At 71.2% G+C, this 18,357-nt stretch carries 17 protein-coding genes; 10 read left to right on the forward strand and 7 right to left on the reverse strand.

Annotated elements, in window-relative coordinates; all coding sequences use genetic code 11:
* The first annotated feature begins 57 nt into the window (after positions 1 to 57).
* Positions 58 to 306 (forward strand): hypothetical protein, encoded by a 249-nt coding sequence (locus ACGFY5_RS41040; RefSeq protein WP_392729733.1) that lies wholly within the window; start codon positions 58 to 60, stop codon positions 304 to 306.
* Positions 307 to 351: 45 nt separating this feature from the next.
* Complete coding sequence (locus ACGFY5_RS41045; RefSeq protein ID WP_392729735.1) at positions 352 to 1,281, forward strand: hypothetical protein; 930 nt, start codon at positions 352 to 354, stop codon at positions 1,279 to 1,281.
* Between the two features lie 44 nt (positions 1,282 to 1,325).
* Here the strand turns inward: ACGFY5_RS41045 and ACGFY5_RS41050 are convergent, their stop codons facing one another.
* Positions 1,326 to 3,161, reverse strand: a complete 1,836-nt coding sequence (locus ACGFY5_RS41050) for an AMP-dependent synthetase/ligase (RefSeq protein WP_392729738.1) — start codon at positions 3,159 to 3,161, stop codon at positions 1,326 to 1,328.
* A 150-nt stretch (positions 3,162 to 3,311) separates the two neighbouring features.
* Here ACGFY5_RS41050 and ACGFY5_RS41055 point away from each other — a divergent pair, with 150 nt between their 5' ends.
* From ACGFY5_RS41055 to ACGFY5_RS41070, 4 genes are all read left to right on the forward strand, one after another.
* On the forward strand, positions 3,312 to 4,637 hold the full coding sequence (locus ACGFY5_RS41055) for a M16 family metallopeptidase (RefSeq protein WP_392729741.1): 1,326 nt from the start codon (positions 3,312 to 3,314) through the stop codon (positions 4,635 to 4,637).
* Positions 4,634 to 5,977 (forward strand): M16 family metallopeptidase, encoded by a 1,344-nt coding sequence (locus tag ACGFY5_RS41060; protein ID WP_392729743.1) that lies wholly within the window; start codon positions 4,634 to 4,636, stop codon positions 5,975 to 5,977. Before ACGFY5_RS41055 ends, ACGFY5_RS41060 begins: the two co-directional genes overlap by 4 nt.
* A complete protein-coding gene (gene nudC / locus ACGFY5_RS41065; protein ID WP_392729746.1) occupies positions 5,974 to 7,002 on the forward strand; it encodes an NAD(+) diphosphatase in 1,029 nt (342 codons plus the stop codon). The genes ACGFY5_RS41060 and nudC overlap by 4 nt, the downstream gene beginning before the upstream one ends.
* Positions 7,003 to 7,107: 105 nt before the next feature.
* On the forward strand, positions 7,108 to 7,533 hold the full coding sequence (locus ACGFY5_RS41070; RefSeq protein ID WP_392729748.1) for a hypothetical protein: 426 nt from the start codon (positions 7,108 to 7,110) through the stop codon (positions 7,531 to 7,533).
* Here the strand turns inward: ACGFY5_RS41070 and ACGFY5_RS41075 are convergent.
* Entirely contained in the window at positions 7,530 to 8,162 is a 633-nt protein-coding gene (locus ACGFY5_RS41075; RefSeq protein ID WP_392729750.1) for a uridine kinase, read from the reverse strand. The genes ACGFY5_RS41070 and ACGFY5_RS41075 overlap by 4 nt on opposite strands.
* A gap of 92 nt (positions 8,163 to 8,254) precedes the next feature.
* Here ACGFY5_RS41075 and ACGFY5_RS41080 point away from each other — a divergent pair, with 92 nt between their 5' ends.
* The gene (locus tag ACGFY5_RS41080) at positions 8,255 to 9,670 is read left to right on the forward strand and encodes an MFS transporter (protein ID WP_392729752.1); all 1,416 of its coding nucleotides are present in this window, start codon (positions 8,255 to 8,257) and stop codon (positions 9,668 to 9,670) included.
* Here the strand turns inward: ACGFY5_RS41080 and ACGFY5_RS41085 are convergent.
* Positions 9,617 to 9,856 (reverse strand): mycoredoxin, encoded by a 240-nt coding sequence (locus tag ACGFY5_RS41085; protein ID WP_392729755.1) that lies wholly within the window; start codon positions 9,854 to 9,856, stop codon positions 9,617 to 9,619. The genes ACGFY5_RS41080 and ACGFY5_RS41085 overlap by 54 nt on opposite strands.
* Positions 9,857 to 9,947: 91 nt before the next feature.
* On the opposite strand from ACGFY5_RS41085, the gene ACGFY5_RS41090 reads away from it, so the two are divergent.
* Together ACGFY5_RS41090 and ACGFY5_RS41095 are read left to right on the forward strand one after the other, a co-directional pair.
* Positions 9,948 to 12,107 carry an ATP-dependent DNA helicase UvrD2 gene (locus ACGFY5_RS41090; RefSeq protein WP_392729758.1) on the forward strand — a complete coding sequence of 720 codons (2,160 nt, stop codon included), beginning with the start codon at positions 9,948 to 9,950 and terminating at the stop codon, positions 12,105 to 12,107.
* 671 nt (positions 12,108 to 12,778) lie between these two features.
* On the forward strand, positions 12,779 to 13,063 hold the full coding sequence (locus tag ACGFY5_RS41095; protein WP_392729760.1) for a WhiB family transcriptional regulator: 285 nt from the start codon (positions 12,779 to 12,781) through the stop codon (positions 13,061 to 13,063).
* 368 nt (positions 13,064 to 13,431) lie between these two features.
* On the opposite strand, the gene ACGFY5_RS41100 is transcribed toward ACGFY5_RS41095, so the two are convergent.
* The 3 genes from ACGFY5_RS41100 to ACGFY5_RS41110 form a co-directional block, all read right to left on the reverse strand.
* Complete coding sequence (locus ACGFY5_RS41100; RefSeq protein WP_392729762.1) at positions 13,432 to 14,757, reverse strand: ABC1 kinase family protein; 1,326 nt, start codon at positions 14,755 to 14,757, stop codon at positions 13,432 to 13,434.
* On the reverse strand, positions 14,754 to 15,803 hold the full coding sequence (locus ACGFY5_RS41105; RefSeq protein ID WP_392729764.1) for a TOMM precursor leader peptide-binding protein: 1,050 nt from the start codon (positions 15,801 to 15,803) through the stop codon (positions 14,754 to 14,756). The genes ACGFY5_RS41100 and ACGFY5_RS41105 overlap by 4 nt, the downstream gene beginning before the upstream one ends.
* Before the next feature lie 107 nt (positions 15,804 to 15,910).
* On the reverse strand, positions 15,911 to 16,084 hold the full coding sequence (locus ACGFY5_RS41110; RefSeq protein ID WP_392729766.1) for a DUF5679 domain-containing protein: 174 nt from the start codon (positions 16,082 to 16,084) through the stop codon (positions 15,911 to 15,913).
* Between the two features lie 350 nt (positions 16,085 to 16,434).
* On the opposite strand from ACGFY5_RS41110, the gene ACGFY5_RS41115 reads away from it, so the two are divergent.
* Entirely contained in the window at positions 16,435 to 16,986 is a 552-nt protein-coding gene (locus tag ACGFY5_RS41115; RefSeq protein ID WP_392729767.1) for a M48 family metallopeptidase, read from the forward strand.
* 136 nt (positions 16,987 to 17,122) lie between these two features.
* Here ACGFY5_RS41115 and ACGFY5_RS41120 read toward each other — a convergent pair whose 3' ends face one another.
* A complete protein-coding gene (locus ACGFY5_RS41120) occupies positions 17,123 to 18,340 on the reverse strand; it encodes a zinc-dependent metalloprotease (protein WP_392729769.1) in 1,218 nt (405 codons plus the stop codon).
* Between the last annotated feature and the right edge of the window lie 17 nt (positions 18,341 to 18,357).

An 18,357-nucleotide genomic window follows, 5' to 3' on the forward strand; every position in this document is an offset into this window, starting at 1 on the left:
CGTGAAGGGCTTTCACTCCGGCCCCGGGTGACCCGGGAGCCGACAGGAGGTGTCGAGATGCACTTGTACCGGCGAGCTCAGGCTGCCGGGTGGTCGACGGTGGTGCTGAGCGCCGCGGTCGGCCTGGTGATGGCGGCACTCGTCGCGCTGACGCCCTGGCACGTGCCGGACCTCGGTGGGCCGGGGTCACGTGACCGGGTGGAATCCGTGAGGGAGGATGGAGCCGTCGAGCGCGGCGTGAACGTCCGGAGCTTCATCGCCGCGACCCGGGACGTCTCTGGCACGGATTGGTACCGCGTCGGCTGACCTACGGCGCCCCCGGGCCGGATCGGTGCACGGGAGCGGCTGCGGATGACGACCGGCAACGGGTCGGGGAACGCGAACGGTGGGGCCGATAGCCCGTGGGCGCGCCCGACCACGGGCAGCGAGCCCCCGGTCACCTGGAGCGTTCCCACCACCCCGACGTACCAGCGCCCGACCTATCAGCGCCCCGCTGCCGCGCCCGACGTCGTCGGGAGGCAGGCCGCACCCCCGAGGCCGCAGCTCGCGAAATGGCTGATCGGCGGCGGAGCCGTGCTGGTGCTCGGGCTGGTCGCCGTGCTGGTGCTGGCCTCCACCGGCGTGTTCCGCAGCGACAACCCCAGCCTGTTCGGCCCGTTCGCCGGCGAGGACCCCGACGCGTCCAAGCCACCGCTGGCGCAGCTCTGCCCGCCGGCGTCGGAGAACCCGCCGCCCGGCGGCACGGAGCCGGAGCCGGTCGAGGGCCCGCGCATCACCGACCGGGACGCCGGCATTTCCTACCTGCGCCTGGACGACCCGTGGCGCATGTGGGACCGCGGCCCGTGGGGGCAGGGGACGCTCGGCGTCGGCTTCCAGCGGGGCTACTACTTCGTCACCGAGACGTACTCAGCCGGTGACTACCTGGCGTCCGTGCTCTCCGGCAAGGTGCCGGCGACCGTCGGGGACAGCCTCTCGCTGAACCTGCCGTGCGCGGGGCGTCAGGTGGCCGAGGACGTGCGGCGCGCCTATTACCCCCAGCCCAACGTCAAGGACCAGACGCGCGACGAGCAGGTGATCGTCGGCGGCCGGCCCGCGTGGGTCTCGACGTTCCACCTGACGTTCGAGGCGAACGGCCTGGACGCCCGCGGCGAACAGGTGGCCGTCGTCCTGGTGGACGTCGGCCGACCTGACGCCGCCGTGCTCTACATCTCGATCCCCGACACCCACAAGCAGTACAACCCGCAGATCGACCGCATCATCGCCTCAATTCAGCCTGTTTAGTGGGCGGACTCCAGGTTCAAGCTCACTTGCGCGCCTGTGGCGCGCTAGCTGTAGAGGGCGTCTAGCTGGGTGGCGTACTTTTCCTCGACGAACTTGCGGCGCACCTTGAGCGACGGGGTGATCTCGCCGTTGTCGACCGAGAGGTCGTGCGGAAGGATCACGAAGGCCTTGACGGTCTCCCAGCGGTTGAGCTGCCCGTTGAGCTGATCGACGCCGGTCTGCACGTGTGCGCGCACCTGCGGGTGGTTGGAGAGCTCGGCCACCGACAGCGACTCCAGGCCCGCGCCCTGCGCCCACGTCGTGATCTCGTCCGGGTCGAGCGTGATCAGCATCGTGCAGAAGTTCCTGGTGTGCACGATCACCTGGCTGACCTGCGGAACGATCGTCTTGAACAACCCCTCGATGTACGAGGGCGCGACGTACTTGCCGCCGGACGTCTTGACCAGGTCCTTCTTGCGGTCGGTGATCCGCAAGTACCCGCCGTCGAGCTCGCCGATGTCACCGGTGTGGAACCACCCGTCCTCGGTGAGGACCGCCGCGGTCTCCTCCGGCTTGTGGTGGTAGCCGTGCATGACGCCACCGCCGCGCAGCAGGATCTCGCCGTCCTCGGCGATCTTGACCTCGAGGTCGCCGAGCGGCAGCCCGACAGTGCCCAGCTTGAACTTGCCCGGCCGGTTGACGAACGAGCCGGCGGTCGTCTCGGTGAGCCCGTACCCCTCGTAGATCGGGACGCCCGCCGCGTGGAAGAACTCCGCGACCTCGCGGGACAGCGGCGCGGCGCCGGAGATCATGCCGCGCATCCGCCCGCCGAACCGCGTCTGCAGCTTGCTGAACACGAGCTTGGTGGCGACCGCGTACTTGACCGCGAGCAGGCCCGACGGCTCCTTGCCCTGCTCGCGCAGCGCCACGACCTCGCGTCCGACGCCGAGCGCCCAGTTGAAGATCTTCCAGGTGGCGCCGCCTTTGTCCTGCGCCATCGTGCGGACCCGGTTGTAGACCTTCTCGTAGATCCGGGGGACGCCGGCCATCACCGTCGGCCGCACGGTCGGCAGGTTCTCGACGATCTTGTCGACCCGGCCGTCGACATAGCTCTCGAAGCCCAGCGTCAGCTGCGCGCAGAGCAGCACCTTGCCGAAGACGTGCGCCATCGGCAGCCAGAGGTACTGCAGGTCGCCTTCCTCGATGATGCCGAGGTCGGCCTGCGCGTCGGACTCCCAGATCCAGTTCGCGTGCACCAGCCGGACGCCCTTGGGCCGGCCGGTGGTGCCTGACGTGTAGACGAGCGTGGCCAGGTCGTCGGGTTCGATGCCGTCGATGCGCTGCTCGATCAGCTTCGGTTCGGCGACGAGCCGCTCGGCGCCGCGGTCCAGCAGTTCGGCGAGCGAGAGCACCTCGGGGCCGTCGGTGGCCTCGGTCTCGAGCTGGTCGAACGTGACGATCGCCCGCAGGTCGGGCAGGTCGTCGATCTTGCCCAGGAACTTCGTCAGCTGGGCGTCGTCCTCGGCGAACAGGACGACGCTGCCGGAGTCGGCCAGGATGAACGACGCGTCCCCGGGCTCCGTCGTCGGGTAGATCGTCGTGGTGGCGCCACCGGCGCACATCACGGCGAGGTCGGCGAGGATCCATTCGATCCGGGTGCCCGACGCGATCGCGACGCGGTCACCGGGCGCGACGCCGAGCTCGACCAGGCCCGCGGCCAGCGCGTAGACCTGTTCGGCGGTCTCCTGCCAGGTCAGGCGCGTGGTTCCGATGGCGCCGCCGGCGATCGTCGTACTGATCGGCGCCGGTCCGGAGAACGCCCGGCCCTCCGGATTTCTCGCCACTTGGGCGCGGAAGAGCTGGCCGATCGAGCGGTGCCCGGTGTCCACGGTGACGGTCATGCTGCGCGCTCCTTCGCCCCCGGCATGTGATGCGGCACACGGTACTGACGGGTAAGCACTGATGTGAGTCATTCGTCGAGGTCAGCGCTCTGCATCGATTAGGAGTGGCTAGGTCGAGCTTCGGTGAACACACGGGCTAGGGTCGGGAGCGTGTCTGCACCCACCTCTGCCGGCGCGCCGGTCACGATTCCCGCCACCGGTTTTCCGGTCGAGCGGTTCACGTTGCCCAACGGCCTTCGCGTCGTGCTCACGCCGGACCGGTCCGCGCCGGTGATCGCGGTCGGGGTCGTCTACGACGTCGGCATCCGATCCGAGCCGCAGGGCCGCACCGGGTTCGCGCACCTCTTCGAGCACCTGATGTTCCAGGGGTCGGAGAACCTGGAGAAGCTCGCGCACTTCCGGTACGTGCAGGCGTCCGGCGGCGTGTTCAACGGCAGCACCCACCTGGACTACACCGACTACTACGAGACGCTGCCCAGCAACGCGCTGGAGCGCGCGCTCTTCCTCGAGGCCGACCGGATGCGCCGGCCCGAGTTGACCGAGGAGAACCTCGCCAACCAGATCGCGGTGGTGAAAGAGGAGATTCGGGTCAACGTCAAGAACCGCCCCTACGGCGGGTTCCCCTGGCTGCTGCTGCCGCCGGTCATGTTCGACACGTTCGCCAACGCGCACGACGGCTACGGGTCCTTCGAGGACCTCGAGTCCGCGACGGTCGAGGACGCCCAGAGCTTCTTCTCGACGTACTACGCGCCGGGCAACGCGGTGCTGGCGGTCGGCGGCGACCTGGACGTCGCAGGTGCCACCGCGCTGATCGAACGGCACTTCGGCGACGTCGAAGCGCGGCCCGTGCCGACTCGGCCCACGTTCGCCGAGCCCGACCTCACCTCGGAGCGGCGGGCCGTCCACCACGACGCGATGGCACCGCTGCCCGCGGTAGCGATGGCGTGGCGCGTGCCCGACCCGGTCGACGACCTCGCGGCCTACCTGCCGTACGTGGTGCTGGCCGAGGTCCTCACCGACGGGGACGCCTCCCGGCTGCAGGAGCGGCTCGTCCTCACCGACGCGATCGCCACCAGCGTCTCGGGCTACCTCGGCTTCATGGGTGACCCGTTCGACGTCCGCGACCCCACCGCGCTGCTGCTGCAGGTGCACTTCCCGCCGTCGGTGCAGTCCGACACCGTCATCACCGCGATCGACCAGGAGCTCGAGCGCCTGGCCGGGTCCGGTCTGGCGCCGGGCGAGCTGTCCCGGGTGCAGGCGCGCCTCGCCGCGCACCTGCTCCGCGAGGTCGACGCCGTCCTCGGCCGCACGCTCTCGATCGCCGTGCTCGAGCAGCAGCGCGGTCGGGCCGAACTGATCAACGACCTCCCGCACCTGCTGGCCGAGGTCACCGCCGAGCAGGTGGTCGCCGCAGCGCAGATGCTGCGTCCGTCCCGCCGTGCCGTACTCGAATTGGTCCCCGGGAGCGCCCAGTGAGCCCGTCGCACGCCGCCCCACGTCGCACCGTCCCGGGTCTCGAGGAGCCCCGGGCGCTGCCCGAGCCCGAGGTCGCCGAGCGCACGCTCACCAGCGGCCTGCGTGTCGTCGCGGTGCGTCGGGGCACCGTGCCGCTGGTCGAGCTCCGGCTGCGGATTCCGTTCGCCGGCGCCGCCGCCGGTGCGGACGTGCCGGTCTCCGCCGTCCTCGCGAACACGCTGCTGTCGGGCACTGACGCGCACACCAACGTCGAGCTGGCCGCCGAGCTGCAGAAGATCGGCGGCGGGCTGTCGGTCGGCGTCGACCCCGACCGCCTGGTCGTCTCCGGCAACACGCTCTCGGACGGGCTGGGCCGGCTGCTCGAGATCCTGAACGAGGTCCTGAGCAGCGCCACCTACCCCGAGCGGGAGGTGCGCACCGAGGGCGACCGGCTCGCCGACCGCATCCAGATCGCGTTCTCGCAGCCCGGGCAGGCGGTCCGCCGGGCGCTGCTGCGTCGCGTCTACGGCAGCCACCCGTACGCGGTGGAGACGCCCGAGCCCGACGAGGTGCGCGCGATCGAGTCGTCGGCGGTGCAGGCGCTGCACGCCGAGCGGGTGCTCCCGGTGGGCAGCGTGCTGGTGCTCGTCGGCAACATCGAACCGGCGGCCACGCTGGACCTGGTGGAGAACGCGCTGGGCGGTTGGTCGCCGACCGGGTCGGCGCACCGTACCCCGCCGACGCCGCCGCTGACCGTCGGGCCGCTGCTGCTCGTCGACCGGCCGGGCTCGGTGCAGTCGTCGCTGCGGATGGCGCTGCCCGCGCTGCCGCGGGCCCACGCCGACTACGCGGCGTTCCAGCTCGCGAACCTGATCTTCGGCGGTTACTTCTCCTCCCGGCTGGTGGAGAACATCCGCGAGGACAAGGGCTACACGTACTCGCCGCACTCCAGCGTCGACCACTCGGCCGCGGGGTCGTTGACGCTGGTCAGCGCCGACGTGGCGACCGAGGTCACGGCGCCGGCGATGCTCGAGATCCAGTACGAGCTCGGCCGGATGGCCACGCTGCCGCCGACCGCGGAGGAGCTCGAGCAGGCCCGTCAGTACGCGATCGGAACGCTGGCGCTGTCGGTCTCGTCGCAGGCCGGGCTCGCCGGGATGTTGATCGCGCTGGCCGGGACCGGCCTGGATCTCAGTTGGCTGGCCGAGCATCCGATCCGGTTGGCGAAGGTGACGCTGGACGAGGTCGCCGCCGCGGCAGCGAGTCACCTCGCGCCGTCCGGTGGGGTCACCGTCGTCCTGGGCGACGCCGGCCTGGTGGCCGGACCGCTGGGCGCGCTCGGTGCGGTCGAGCGGTCGTGACGACCACCGGAACGGGACAGGGCGGTCCCGAGCAGACCGAGGGCGCGGAGGGAATTCCGGACCGCACCGACGACTGGTCGACGAACGCCGTTTCCCCGCCGATCGACGCCGAGCTGCCGGTGTGGCGTCAGCTGGCGTTGGGACGGGCGATGCCCGAACGGGCGGCGCACCACCGGCTCGACGGGCCTTGGCTCGACGCCGCCTGGGCCCGCGCGCGCATCCTGCTGCTCGACGAGAAGGGCCGGGTGCTGGTCGAGGGCCCCCCGGAAGCGCCCCGGCTGGTCTGGTTCGCCGCCGAGAGCCCGGCGACGATCTCCGACGAGGAGCGGTTGTTCCTGGCCGAGGAAGACGGCGTGCCGTACTTCGCGCTGCTCACCGAGCTGCCCTCGGTGACCGACGCGGATCGGCGTCCCGCGAGCCTGCGTGACGTGGGCGCGCAGCTGTCCCCGCTGGAGTCGGCGCTGCTCACCGAGGCGATCGGCCTGGCGAACTGGCACCGCGATTACCGCTACGGCCCTCGGACGGGCACCCGCCTGGGGTGGCGGGCGGGGGGTTGGGAAGCCGAGGCGGTCGACGGTTCCGAGGTCGTGTATCCCCGCACGAACCCGGCGATCATCGTGCTGGTGCACGACGGTGTGCCCGGCGACGAGGGGCGGTGCCTGCTGACGCGGGGGCTCACCTGGCCGGAAGGCCGGTACTCGTGCGTGGCGGGGTTCGTCGAGCCGGGCGAGGCCGCCGAAGCCGCGGTGTTCCGCGAGGTCGCCGAGGAGACCGGCGTGCGCATCCGCGAGTGCACGTACCTGGCGAGCCAGGCGTGGCCGCTGCCGGCGTCGCTGATGCTGGGCTTCTACGCGCTGGCCGACTCCGACCAGACGGTCACCGTCGAGGAGGTCGAGCTGGCCGACGCCCGCTGGTTCACCCGCGGTGAGCTGCGGGGCCGGGGACCGGGCAAGGCACCGATCGTTCCCCCTCCGCTCTCGATCGCCCACGAACTGCTGACCGGCTGGCGGGACGAACGTCGGTAAGTCGTTGTATCAGGGCCTCTGCCCGCTGCTCTGTCTTGATGTGGCCGCCCCGGTGAGCCCCCTCTCTCGTCGGGGCGGCCCCTCATCACGTAGGGGAGAGCAGCGATGCAGAGAACTGTTGTTCCACCGAAGCCGCGGGCAGTGCGGTTACCGGCACCGGAGGTCCGGCGGACCGCTCCCGTGGTTCGCCGGGTCGCGGCGGGCGTACTCATGACCGCGGTGGTCGTCGGCGGCACGGCCGGCGCGACGCTGGCCGCCGGCCAGGACGACCCCGGCGCCGATCCGGTCGTCGTGCGGCCCTCCGAGGTCACGCCGTCGCCGAGCCCCGACCGCGTCCAGGACGTGACGTACACGGTCTATACATGGCCGTCGGCGTCGTCGACGAAGTCCACCGCGGTGCGCCTCACCGACCCCGACCAGGGCGTCGTGCGCCGCGCCGGAACCGCGACCCGGCTCGCGCTGATCTGGGCCGTCGCGGCGACCGTCGCGACCGCGGGGATCATCGCCGGCTCTGTGTTGACCCGCCGTTAGGCCCTGACGACCACTGCGGGGCGGCGCGGGTCGTCCGCCCGGACCACCACGTCGGCGATCGCCTCCGGCGCGACCTCCGTGACGTACCGCTCGAACGCCGGGAGCGTCCACGACTGCTCCGGCGGTGTCCGCCGCCGGAGCGCGCCGTCCGACAGCCGGACGTGCACCGCCAGGTCGAACGCCAGGCCGCGCCCGAGCAGCAGCGGCCCGTCGACGAGCAGCACGGCACGCGGCGGCACCGGCCGGTAGTCGGCACGCGCCGCACGGTCGGCGGTGGCGTCCCAGAGTGCCGGCAGGTACCGCTCACCCGCTGTCCACGGCGTGAGCACCTCGCGCGTCAGCCCACCGGCGTCCAGCCAGAGGTCGTAGAACGAGTCGGGGTCGGTCTTGCCGAACTCCCACCGCAGCGACGCCGGGCGCAGGAAGTCGTCGGCGTGGACCCGGACCGCCTCCGCGCCGCCGGCCCGTAACGGCGCCACCATCCGGTCGGCGAGCTGTCCGGGCTCGGCCGCGTCCGCGCCGTCGATCGCCACCCGCAGGTGGTTGCCCGCGCTCAGGCACAGCTCGGCGAGGAGCTCGGCCAGGGCTTCCGGACTAACCGGAACCGGGTGTTCGGTCAGCTCGCTCACCTGCCCAAACGTACTCCGATAGCGCTGAACGCGTTGAACGGGTGATATCGGACGACTAGATTCGCCCACGTGGACGGTCGTGGCTGACCGGTATGCCGTCACGACCGGGGGTGACGATGAAGCTCGCCGTGCTGTTACGGAGGTCGGATTTCCGGCTGCTCTTCGCGGGGCAGTCGCTGTCGATGTTCGGCGACTCCGCGATGTTGCTCGTGCTGGCGATCTGGGTGAAGGAACTGACCGACAGCAACGGCATGGCGGGGTTGACGCTCGTCTTCGTCGCGCTGCCGTCGCTCGTCGGGCCGTTGGGCGGCTGGCTGGTCGACCGGGTCCGCCGCCGACCGTTCCTGGTCGTGACGAACCTCTGCTCGGCGCTGTCGGTGCTGCCGTTACTGGCCGTGCGTTCGGCCGAGCACGTCTGGCTGATCTACGCCGTGGCGACGCTGTACGGCACGTTGCTCGTGCTGCACATCGCCGCGCTGAACGCGTTGCTGAAGGAGATGCTGCCGGAGCACGCACTGGGCTCGGCGAACGCGGTCCTGCAGACGGTCAAGGAGGCTCTGCGGCTGGTCGCACCGCTCACCGGAGCCGCGCTCTACGCGGTGGTCGGCGGCGGGGGAGTGGCGGTGCTCGACGGGGTGACGTTCGTCGGCGCCGCGATCGCGCTGAGCGCGTTGGTCGTCGCCGAGCCCGAACCGGTCGTGCGTCGGGAGTCGATACGGGAGGAGTTGGTCGCGGGCCTCCGTTTTTTATGGCGGTCCGGGCCGCTGTTCCACGTCACTGTCGCGCTCGCGATGGCGCTGCTGGTCGTCGGCATCGCGGAGTCGGTGGTGTTCGCGATCGTCGAGTCGCTGGGCCGCCCACCGGAGTTCGTCGGCGTGGTGGTCGCGATCCAGGGCATCGGAGCCGTCGTCGGCGGGTTCGCGGCGACGGTGCTGATCCGCGGCGCCGCGGAGGTGCGCACGGTCGTGCTCGGCCTGGCGACGTTCTCGATCGGCGCGGTGATGATGGTCGCACCCTGGTTACCGCTGCTCGCGTCTGGTGTGGTGCTCGCCGGGTTCGGGCTGCCGCTGGTGCTGGTGGGATTCGTCACCAGCCTGCAGCGCAGCGCCAGCGGCCCGCTGATGGGGCGGGTCACCACTGCCGCCTACCTGATCATCGGGATCCCGCAGACCGTGTCGGTCGCGCTGGGAGCCCTGCTGGTGTCGATGATCGACTACCGCTACCTGCTCGGCGTGATGGCCGGGGGGACCGCGCTGGCGGCCGTCTACCTGGTTTTCGCCGGTCGCGGGCGTCCGATGACGATCCCGGGGAAGCCGACCAGGCCCGACGCGGGAGGCGCCGGCCGGCTGGCGGGCGGCGCGGTGCCGGGCGCGATGTCGGCTAGCCGTGCGATGGGGTGGGCGTTACCGCCCGCCCCGGCGCCGGCGGACGATCCGCCGGCCACCGGGTCGAAATCAGCGGCCGAGCTTGGCCCGGACGTCGGCGATGCTCGGGTTCGTCAGCGCTGAGCCGTCGGGGAACTGCACGGTCGGAACCGTCTGGTTGCCGCCGTTGACGCTCATCACGTAGTCGGCAGCCTTCGGGTCCAGCTCGATGTCGACCTCGTTGTATTCGATGCCCTCGCGCGCGAACTGGCTCTTGAGCCGACGGCAGTAACCGCACCAAGTGGTCGAATACATCGTCAACGTGCTCATTGCGAACGTCCTCTCTGCTGAGACACCGGAGACGTAACACCGCCTGGGGACGGAGCCTTCCCGCCGACCGCGCAGTGGCAGTATCGGACGGGTGACCGTCACCCCCGCCACGTCCGTTGACCCCGCTCTCGTGCTGGAGGGTCTCGACGACGAGCAGCGGGCGGCGGTGCTCGCCCCCCGCGGACCGGTCTGCATTCTCGCCGGTGCGGGTACCGGCAAGACCCGGGCGATCACACATCGCATCGCTCATGGAGTGTTGACCCAGACAACTGCCCCTAATCATGTACTCGCCGTGACATTCACTGCGCGGGCGGCAGGAGAGATGCGGGGGCGGCTGCGCGCGCTCGGAGTCTCCGGCGTCCAGGCGCGGACGTTCCACGCCGCGGCCCTGCGTCAGCTGCGGTACTTCGCGCCCCGGGTGTTCGACGGGCGGGCGATGCCGGATCTGCTCGAGAGCAAGGCACGCGTGGTCGGGCAGGCAGCGTCGCGTGCCCAGGTGAAACTCGACCGCACCGGCGTCCGCGATCTGACGTCCGAGATCGAGTGGGCGAAGTCGGCGATGGTGGAGCCCGACAGCTACGTGGGCGCCGCCACCGACGCGGCCCGGGAGACGCCGCTGCCGGCCGACCAGGTCGCCGCCGTGTACTCCGGCTACGAGCAGCTCAAACGCCGGATGGGGGTCATCGACTTCGAAGACCTGCTGCGCGCGACGATCTGGGCGATCGAGGACCACCGTGACGTCGCCGAGCAGATCCGTGCGCAGTACCGGCACTTCGTCGTCGACGAGTACCAGGACGTGAACCCGCTGCAGCAGCGGCTGCTCGAGGCATGGTGCGGCGGACGCGACGACCTGACCGTCGTCGGTGACGCGAGCCAGACGATCTACTCGTTCACCGGCGCCAGCGCGTCCTACCTGATCGACTTCCCGCGCCGGCACCGCGGCGCGGTCGTGATCCGCCTGGAGCGTGACTATCGCTCGACGCCGCAGGTCGTGAGCCTCGCCAACGACGTGATCGCCGCCGGGAAGGGCGTCGAGGCTTCGGTTCGTCTGCAGCTCGTCGGCCAGCGCGCGCCCGGCCCGAAGCCGCGCGTCTCGCACTACCCCGACGAGCCGGCCGAAGCCGGTGCGGTCGCGGCCCGGTGCCGCGAGCTGCTGCGCTCCGGGGTGTCCGCGGCGGAGATCGCCGTGCTCTTCCGCACGAACGCGCAGTCCGAGACGTACGAGCAGGCGCTGGCCGACGTCGGCGTGCCGTACGTCGTGCGCGGCGGCGAGCGGTTCTTCGAACGGCCCGAGGTCCGCGAGGCGATGATGCTGCTGCGCGGTGCGTCCCGGGCCGCGGAGGCCGACGCGGCGGACGGGCACACGATGTCCACGCTGGACGCCGTGAAGGCCGCCCTGTCCGGGTTGGACTGGCGTCCGGACACGGCGCCGGCCGGCGGGGCCGCCCGCGAGCGCTGGGAGGCGCTCGCCGCCCTGCTCCGGCTCGCGGAGGAGACGGTCGGAGCCGACGTCCCCGCGGAAGTGGGGTTGCCCCGCTTCATCGACGAGCTGGCTGCTCGGGCCACCGCGCAGCACGTTCCGACGGTGGAGGGCGTCACGCTCGGTTCGCTGCACGCGGCGAAGGGCCTGGAGTGGGACGCGGTGTTCCTGGTCGGCCTGGCCGAGGGCACGTTGCCGATCACGCACGCCAAGACTCCCGCGCAGCTGGAGGAAGAGCGTCGGCTGCTCTACGTCGGCGTCACGCGGGCGCGCGAACACCTCTGGCTGTCGTGGGCCGCGGCCCGCTCGCCGGGCGGTCGGGGAAGCCGGCGCCCGTGTCGGTTCCTGCCCGCCGCGGCCCTCCCGGCCGGTGTTCCGGGCACGTCGGTGGCGCCGGCGCCCAAGGCGGGTGCCCGCCCCGCGTCGCGATCGCTGCCCACCTGCCGGATCTGCGGGGTCGCGCTCTTCGACCCGACGCACCGCAAGCTGCGTCGCTGCGGGGAATGCCCCGCCAACTACGACGAGGAACTGTACGAGCGGCTCCGGACGTGGCGCGGCGCGCTGGCCCGTGAGCAGAAGCTGCCGCCGTACGTCATCTTCACCGACGCGACGCTGACCGCGGTGGCCGAGCAGCAGCCGTCCAGCGGAGCGCAGCTGGCCGAGATCGCCGGTGTGGGGCCGCGCAAGCTGAATCTGTACGGCGAGGCGCTGCTGGCGATCGTCGGCGGCGCGGATCCGGCATCTCTGGTGACAATTTCTGAAGCAGATTGACGGCTTTTTAGGCCGGATTCATCGGCGTGTCGGGCGCGGCGCGCCGTGCTGACTGTCGGGTGGCAGACAGCTGTCGAGGTCTGGCCGAAAAATAGGTTGGCCAGGCACCCGACCCGGGCTTAACCTGCCTGTGCGCCGGGGAACTGGCGCGCCGATGCCAGGAGTCTGGTCTCGGCAGGGCCTGTGCTCGACAGAAGCACAGTTAGCGCACCGAAGGGTGGTGGTCCCAGTGATTCGCATCGTGACTCCGTTGCTGCCGGGCACCGCCATGCCGTCGTGGCGCCTCGCTGATGGTCCGTCGGCTCTCGGAGCCGGCAAAGCCATGAGCAACGACGCAGCGCGGAAGCGGATCGCGCCGGCCGGCGCGCCTGCGTATGCGCATGTCGTCTGCGCAGCGCAGCACACGAATCAGGTCATGGGGCAGAACTCTGCCCTCATGGCGGCCTCGGCTGATGCAGTCGAGTCCTTCGGTACCCAGGTTCAGACCCAGCTCAGTGTCGACGCCACGCGTGTCGAGGGTCGAGCGGGATCTCCGCCTCGAGGTGAACCGGTCTAAAAGACCGGCGGCACTCCTCGAGGCCGTGGATCCCACACCGGGATCCACGGCCTTTTTGTTTGTCCCCGTCCAACCGACTGACAACAACATGCACGACGGAAGAGGAGATCCGGTCATGACGGCAATCGATCTCGCCCCGGACCTCGGGGTGATCGACCCGGATGAAGCGCTGCCCTGCCGGCGGGAAGACCCTGAGCTGTGGTTCGCGGAAACTCCCGCTGACCTCGAACTGGCGAAGGCCCACTGCCAGGAGTGCCCACTGCGCGAAGCGTGCCTGCAGGGTGCGCTGGAGCGGCGTGAGCCGTGGGGTGTCTGGGGAGGCGAAATCTTCGAGCGCGGTGCCGTGATCGCACGGAAGCGGCCCCGTGGTCGTCCGCGCAAGAACACGGTCGCGGCCTGATGAGCCGCGCCCACACCGCGCACCACCGATCCGGTCGGATCGGTCGCGGACACGCCCCCTACCCCGCAGCGCCCGAGATGAGCACAGCCTTGAACCACGAACCGACCTGGAGTTTCGAGATGTTACTTCTGAACGAAGCCCTGGCCCGATCCCGAATGCAACAGGCCGCGCCGCGACGCGCCCGTCTGGGCGCCCGTCGGCCGGCCCGCGTCGTAGCCGCGGCTGCTTCTCGCCTTCGGGACCGCCTCTGAGTGAATTCTTTTCGACCGACCCTGCGAGGCCCGCTCAGCTGGCGGGGGCGCATGAGGTTGAAAAGAGTTCATCGGTCGAACCATCAGCCCGCCCCTGCTCGCAGGGGCGGGCTTTTCTCATTCCGAGGGCTCGGGCGCGACGAAGCCCGGCTGCCAGCGTTCGACGACCGAGCGGTAGTGCGCTTTGGCCTCGAGCTGGCAGAGCACCCCGATCGACCCGAGCGTCACCCGGTGGATCAGCAGGTACGACGGCGGCAGGTTGAGCTGGCGCCCGAGCTGGTAGGCGGAGCTGCGCGGATCGCCGAGGCGCGTCGCCTCCTTGCGGAGCCAGGCCCGCGAGAACTGGAACTCGTCCTCGGCCATCGGGTCGAGCATCGGCCGCACGTACTCGAGCAGCTCCTTCGCGTCGACGTCGGCGTCCCGCTTCACGAACCCCTCGTCACGCAGCCCTTCGAGCACGCCCTCGGCGTCGCCTTCGAGAGCGAGCCGCGCGAGCCGGCCGACCGGCTCCGGCAGGCCGTTCGGGAGCCGCGCGACAGCACCGAAGTCGAGTACTCCGAGCCGCCCGTCGGGCAGCAGCCGGAAGTTGCCCGGGTGCGGGTCGGCGTGCAGCAGCTTCGTTCGCGCCGGTGCCGAGAAGTGGAGCACGGCCATCCGCTCGCCGGCGAGATTCCGCTGCTCGGTCGAGCCGTTCGCGATCACCTCGGACAGCGGTGTGCCGTCGATCCAGTCCGTGACCAGCACCCGCGACGTGCCCGCCAGCACCCGCGGCACGGCGATCTCCGGATCGTCGCGGAACGCCTTCGCGAACGCGCGGGTGGCCTTGGCCTCCAGCTGGTAGTCCAGCTCCTCGGCCACGCGTGCCTTGAGCTCGGCCACCAGCGGTTTGATGTCGAGGCCCGGCTGCAGCACCGTGAACAGGCGGGCGAGGCGTCCGAGCTGGTTGAGGTCGGCGAGCAGCGCCGGGCCGGCGCCGGGGTACTGGATCTTCACCGCGACGTTCCGGCCGGACGACCAGACCGCCCGGTGCACCTGCCCGATGCTCGCCGCGGCCGCCGGAGTGTCGTCGAAATCACGGAACTTGCTGCGCCACTCGGGCCCCAATTCCTCGGCGAGCACGCCGTGGACGGTGGCGGCCGGCATCGGCGGCGCGGCCTCCTGGAGCTTGGTGAGCGCAACGCGGTAGGGCTTCGCGATCTCCTCGGGGAACGCCGCCTCGAAGATCGACAGCGCCTGGCCGAACTTCATCGCCCCGCCCTTGAGCTGGCCCAGGACGCTGAAGAGCTGCTCAGCGGTACGTTGCTGCACTTCGCGGGCGACGGCTTCGGCCGGGGCACCACCGATACGCTTGCCGAGGCCGAGGGTGGCGCGGCCCGCCATCCCCAACGGCAGAGCCGCGAGCTTGGCCGTGCGGGTGAACGCCCGCCGGGGGATGTCGGTCACCTGACCATTGTCGCGCGCTCCGTCCGGACCTGCCCGTCGCGGAGGCAGTCACATTGCGGGTGTGGCGTCCAGACGCGGTGCCGCAGCGGCACTCCGGGCGGCCCGACCTCCAGCGAAACGCCGATCGCGGCGGTGGCGACCCCCTCCAACCGGCCGAACACCTCGGTGGCCGCGAGCGCGGCGGCGGTGCTGACCACGACCGCCTCGGCGAGCTCCGGACGGCGGTCGGTCGCGAGCTGGGCTGCCAGCACGGGCCAGGCCGGATCGCGGTCGCGGCGATGGGTCTCGACGCACGTCAGGCACGCGGTGCGGCCCGGCAGGACGAGCGGGCCGACGATCGCGACGCCGTCCCGGAGCAGTACCGGCAGGTGCGGGATGCGCTCGGCCATCCAGCGCACCCGGTCGGCGGGCAGCGGGACCGGTCCGGCGGCGAGCACCACGAAGTCCGGCGCTCCGTCCGCGGGCGTGGTGTCGACCACTGACGACGCCCGGCGCGCCGCGTCGATCGCCGCCAGGACGTAGGGACGGCCGATGTCGTCCGGACGCAGACCGCCGACCGTGACGTCGTCGGGTGTCACGACACCCGTGCCGGAGATCACGACCCGGCCGACGCCGCCGGCCGCCAGCAGTGCGGCGACCACCGGCCCGACGCGCCCGCGACAGCGGATCAGCACGTGTGCGCGCCGCCGCGACCCGATCCGGTCCACGGCGTCCGAGCCGTGCGTGAGCAGGGCGGATGCCAGCTCCGGCGGGAGCGGCGGGAGGTCGGCGTCGGCGTCGGGCGCGGCGCGCGGGGTGAGCCGATCGGCGTCGACGACCGCGCCGCGGGCCACGAGCAGCTGGATCAGGTGTTCGCACGCGAGCCCGGCCGGAGCGGCGGCGAGTACGTCGCGGAGCGGACGGCGGCCGTCGAGAGCGGTGAGGAACGTGGCGACGCCGGGGTCGACGGCGGTGAGGACGACCGCGCGCTCGGGATCGACACCGAGCTGCAGCGTGGTGGCGTCCCGCCAGAGCCGGGACAGTGCGGGCAGGAGGAGCGGACGCATGGGGTCGAGCGTGCCGTTTTTTGCGGTGGCGCCGCGCCGGCCGTCCACAGGGTGGTGCTAGCGGCGGCCCGCCTGACGACGGGCCGCCCGCGAGAGGTGCGGAGAAATCAGGCCTTGCCGAGGATGCGGTTCATCTTGGTTCCGCATACCGGGCAGGAGCCCTTCGCCATCCGGCGCCCGGATTCGCTCGTCGAGACTTCACCTTCGAAGTCGCGCTTCTCCTTGCACTTCACGCAGTAGCCGTTGTACGTGTCGGCCACAGTGCCTCCTCGGCTGGACATGGTCGGCCGACGGAGGTCAGGTCCGCCGGGTCGACCGACCTTATCCGGCAAAACGGGCATAACCGGCTGGAGGCTCGCCGGGAAAATTACACCGATGGAGAAGTGCTCCAGGCATGGAAAGGGCCCCTGGACGGCGCCGGTCCCGTCACCTTCCCCATGTGGCGGGGCAGACGGTCGTCGCAGGGGCTCTTGTGACGCTAGGCCGCGACCGCCCCCGGCGTCAACGTCAGGACCGATCAACTGCTGCCTGTGACAGCGATCGCGGAGGACATCCACCCTGTGGAGGAGGCTTGTCCACAGGATTGACGACACGGCTGACGGACCGGCCGGTCGAGGGCTAGCGTGCCTTCATGGACCCCGGACACCAGATCTCCGTGCAGGTCCGGCGCAGCGCGCGCCGGCGCCGCACGGTCGCGGCGTACCGCGATGGTGACACGGTCGTCGTGCTTATCCCTGCGCGTTTCAGCGCCGTGGAGGAGCGCGAGTGGGTGAAGAAGATGCTCGCCCGCCTCGACGCGCGTGACCGTCGTTCCCGCCGACCGCGTGGTGACGCGGAGCTTGAGGCGCGCGCGCTCCGGTTGGCTTCGGCCTACCTCGACGACGAGGTCCGTCCGGTCAGCGTCCGCTGGGTCAGCAACCAGCGCGGCCGCTGGGGCTCGTGCACGCCGGCCGAGGGAACGATCCGGCTCTCCTCGCGGCTGCGCGGGATGCCCGACTGGGTGATCGACTACGTCCTGGTGCACGAACTCGTGCACCTGCGCATCCCTGGCCACGGCCAGGACTTCTGGGAGCTGGTCGAGCGCTACCCCCGGGCCCAGCGGGCCCGGGGCTACCTCGAGGGCGTAGCCGCCGCCGCCTCCCTCGACCTCAGCGACGAAGGCGACCCCGCCCTGGGGGCGTGAGCGGCCCGCTCAGAACGACGCTGCCGAGCGGGCGGCAGGACTTGAGTATCACTTCTACGCGGCGTCCTGCCGCCCGATCGGCAGCGTCGCCCTGAGCGGGCTCCAGGTTCGTGCGAATTGGGCGCCCCTGGCGGGGCTACAGCTTGTCGAGGTCTGAGATGTCGAAATCCGGGCCGTCGTTTTCGTTGCGGGCGAAGGCTTCGGGGTCGTCCAGGTCGGACGAGGTGGGCACCAGGTCGGGGTGGCCCCAGACGGCGTCGCGTCCCTCGGCTCCGCGGTGTTCGAGCAGCGCGTTCCACAGCGTCGCGGCGTCGCGCAGCCGGCGCGGACGAAGCTCCAGGCCGACGAGCGTCGCGAACGTCTGCTCGGCGGGTCCACCCTCGGCCCGGCGACGCCGGAACGTCTCGGTGAGCGCAGCCGCACCCGGCAACCGCTCGGCCGCCACCGTGTCGACGATGTGCGACACCCAGCCCTCGACCAGCGCGAGCGCGGTCTCCAGGCGAGCCAGCGCCGCCTGCTGCGCGGGCGTGTCCTCGGGCGTGAACATCCCGCCGCTCAGCGCCTGCTGCATCGACTCGGGGTCGTTCGGGTCGATCTCGGTCATCGCCCGTTCGATCGTCTCCGGATCGACGTGGATGCCGCGCGCGTAGGCGTCGACGGCGTCCAGGACGTGCGATCGGAGCCAGTTGACGTGCCCGAACAACCGGGCGTGCGCCGCTTCGCGCAGCGCGACGTAGAGCCGGATCTCGTCGAGCGGCTGCTCGAGCCCCTCGCTGAACTTCGCGAGATTGGTCGGCAGCAGCGCCGCGGTGCCCGCGGGCCCCAGCGGAAGCCCGATGTCGGACGAGGTGAGCACCTCACCGGACAGCTGCCCGATTCCCTGGCCGACCTGGCCGCCGAACATCATGCCGCCGATGCCGGCGAGCATCCCGGTCATCGGACCGAGTTGCGCCGCCGCCTGCTCGGGCAGCATCTTGCTCATCGCGCCGACGACCCGCTCGGCGAGTGGATCGCACAGCCGCTTCCACGCGGGAATCGTGGCGTCGATCCATTCCAGCTGACTCCACCCCACCGCATGTGAGACACCAGAAGGCAGACTGGTGACGAGGTCGAGCCACACGTCGGCGAGTCGGAGCGCGTCGACGGCCTCCGTGCGCTCGGTTGCGGTGAGCGAGCGGTCGCTCTCCCGCGCCAGCCCGGTGGCGACCTGTTTGGCGAGGTCCCAGTTGACCGTTCCGCCAGATTGAGACGACGAGAGGATCTGCTGCAGTTGAGCCATCATCGCTGCCCACTGCGGGTCGTTGGGGTTGGGTTGACCCCCCGGAAGCGCGAAGCCGAACGGAATGTCGGTCATGACTGGCTCACCATGCT

Origin of the sequence: Cryptosporangium sp. NPDC048952 (genome assembly GCF_043197895.1) — a bacterium.
GTDB lineage: Bacteria > Actinomycetota > Actinomycetes > Mycobacteriales > Cryptosporangiaceae > Cryptosporangium.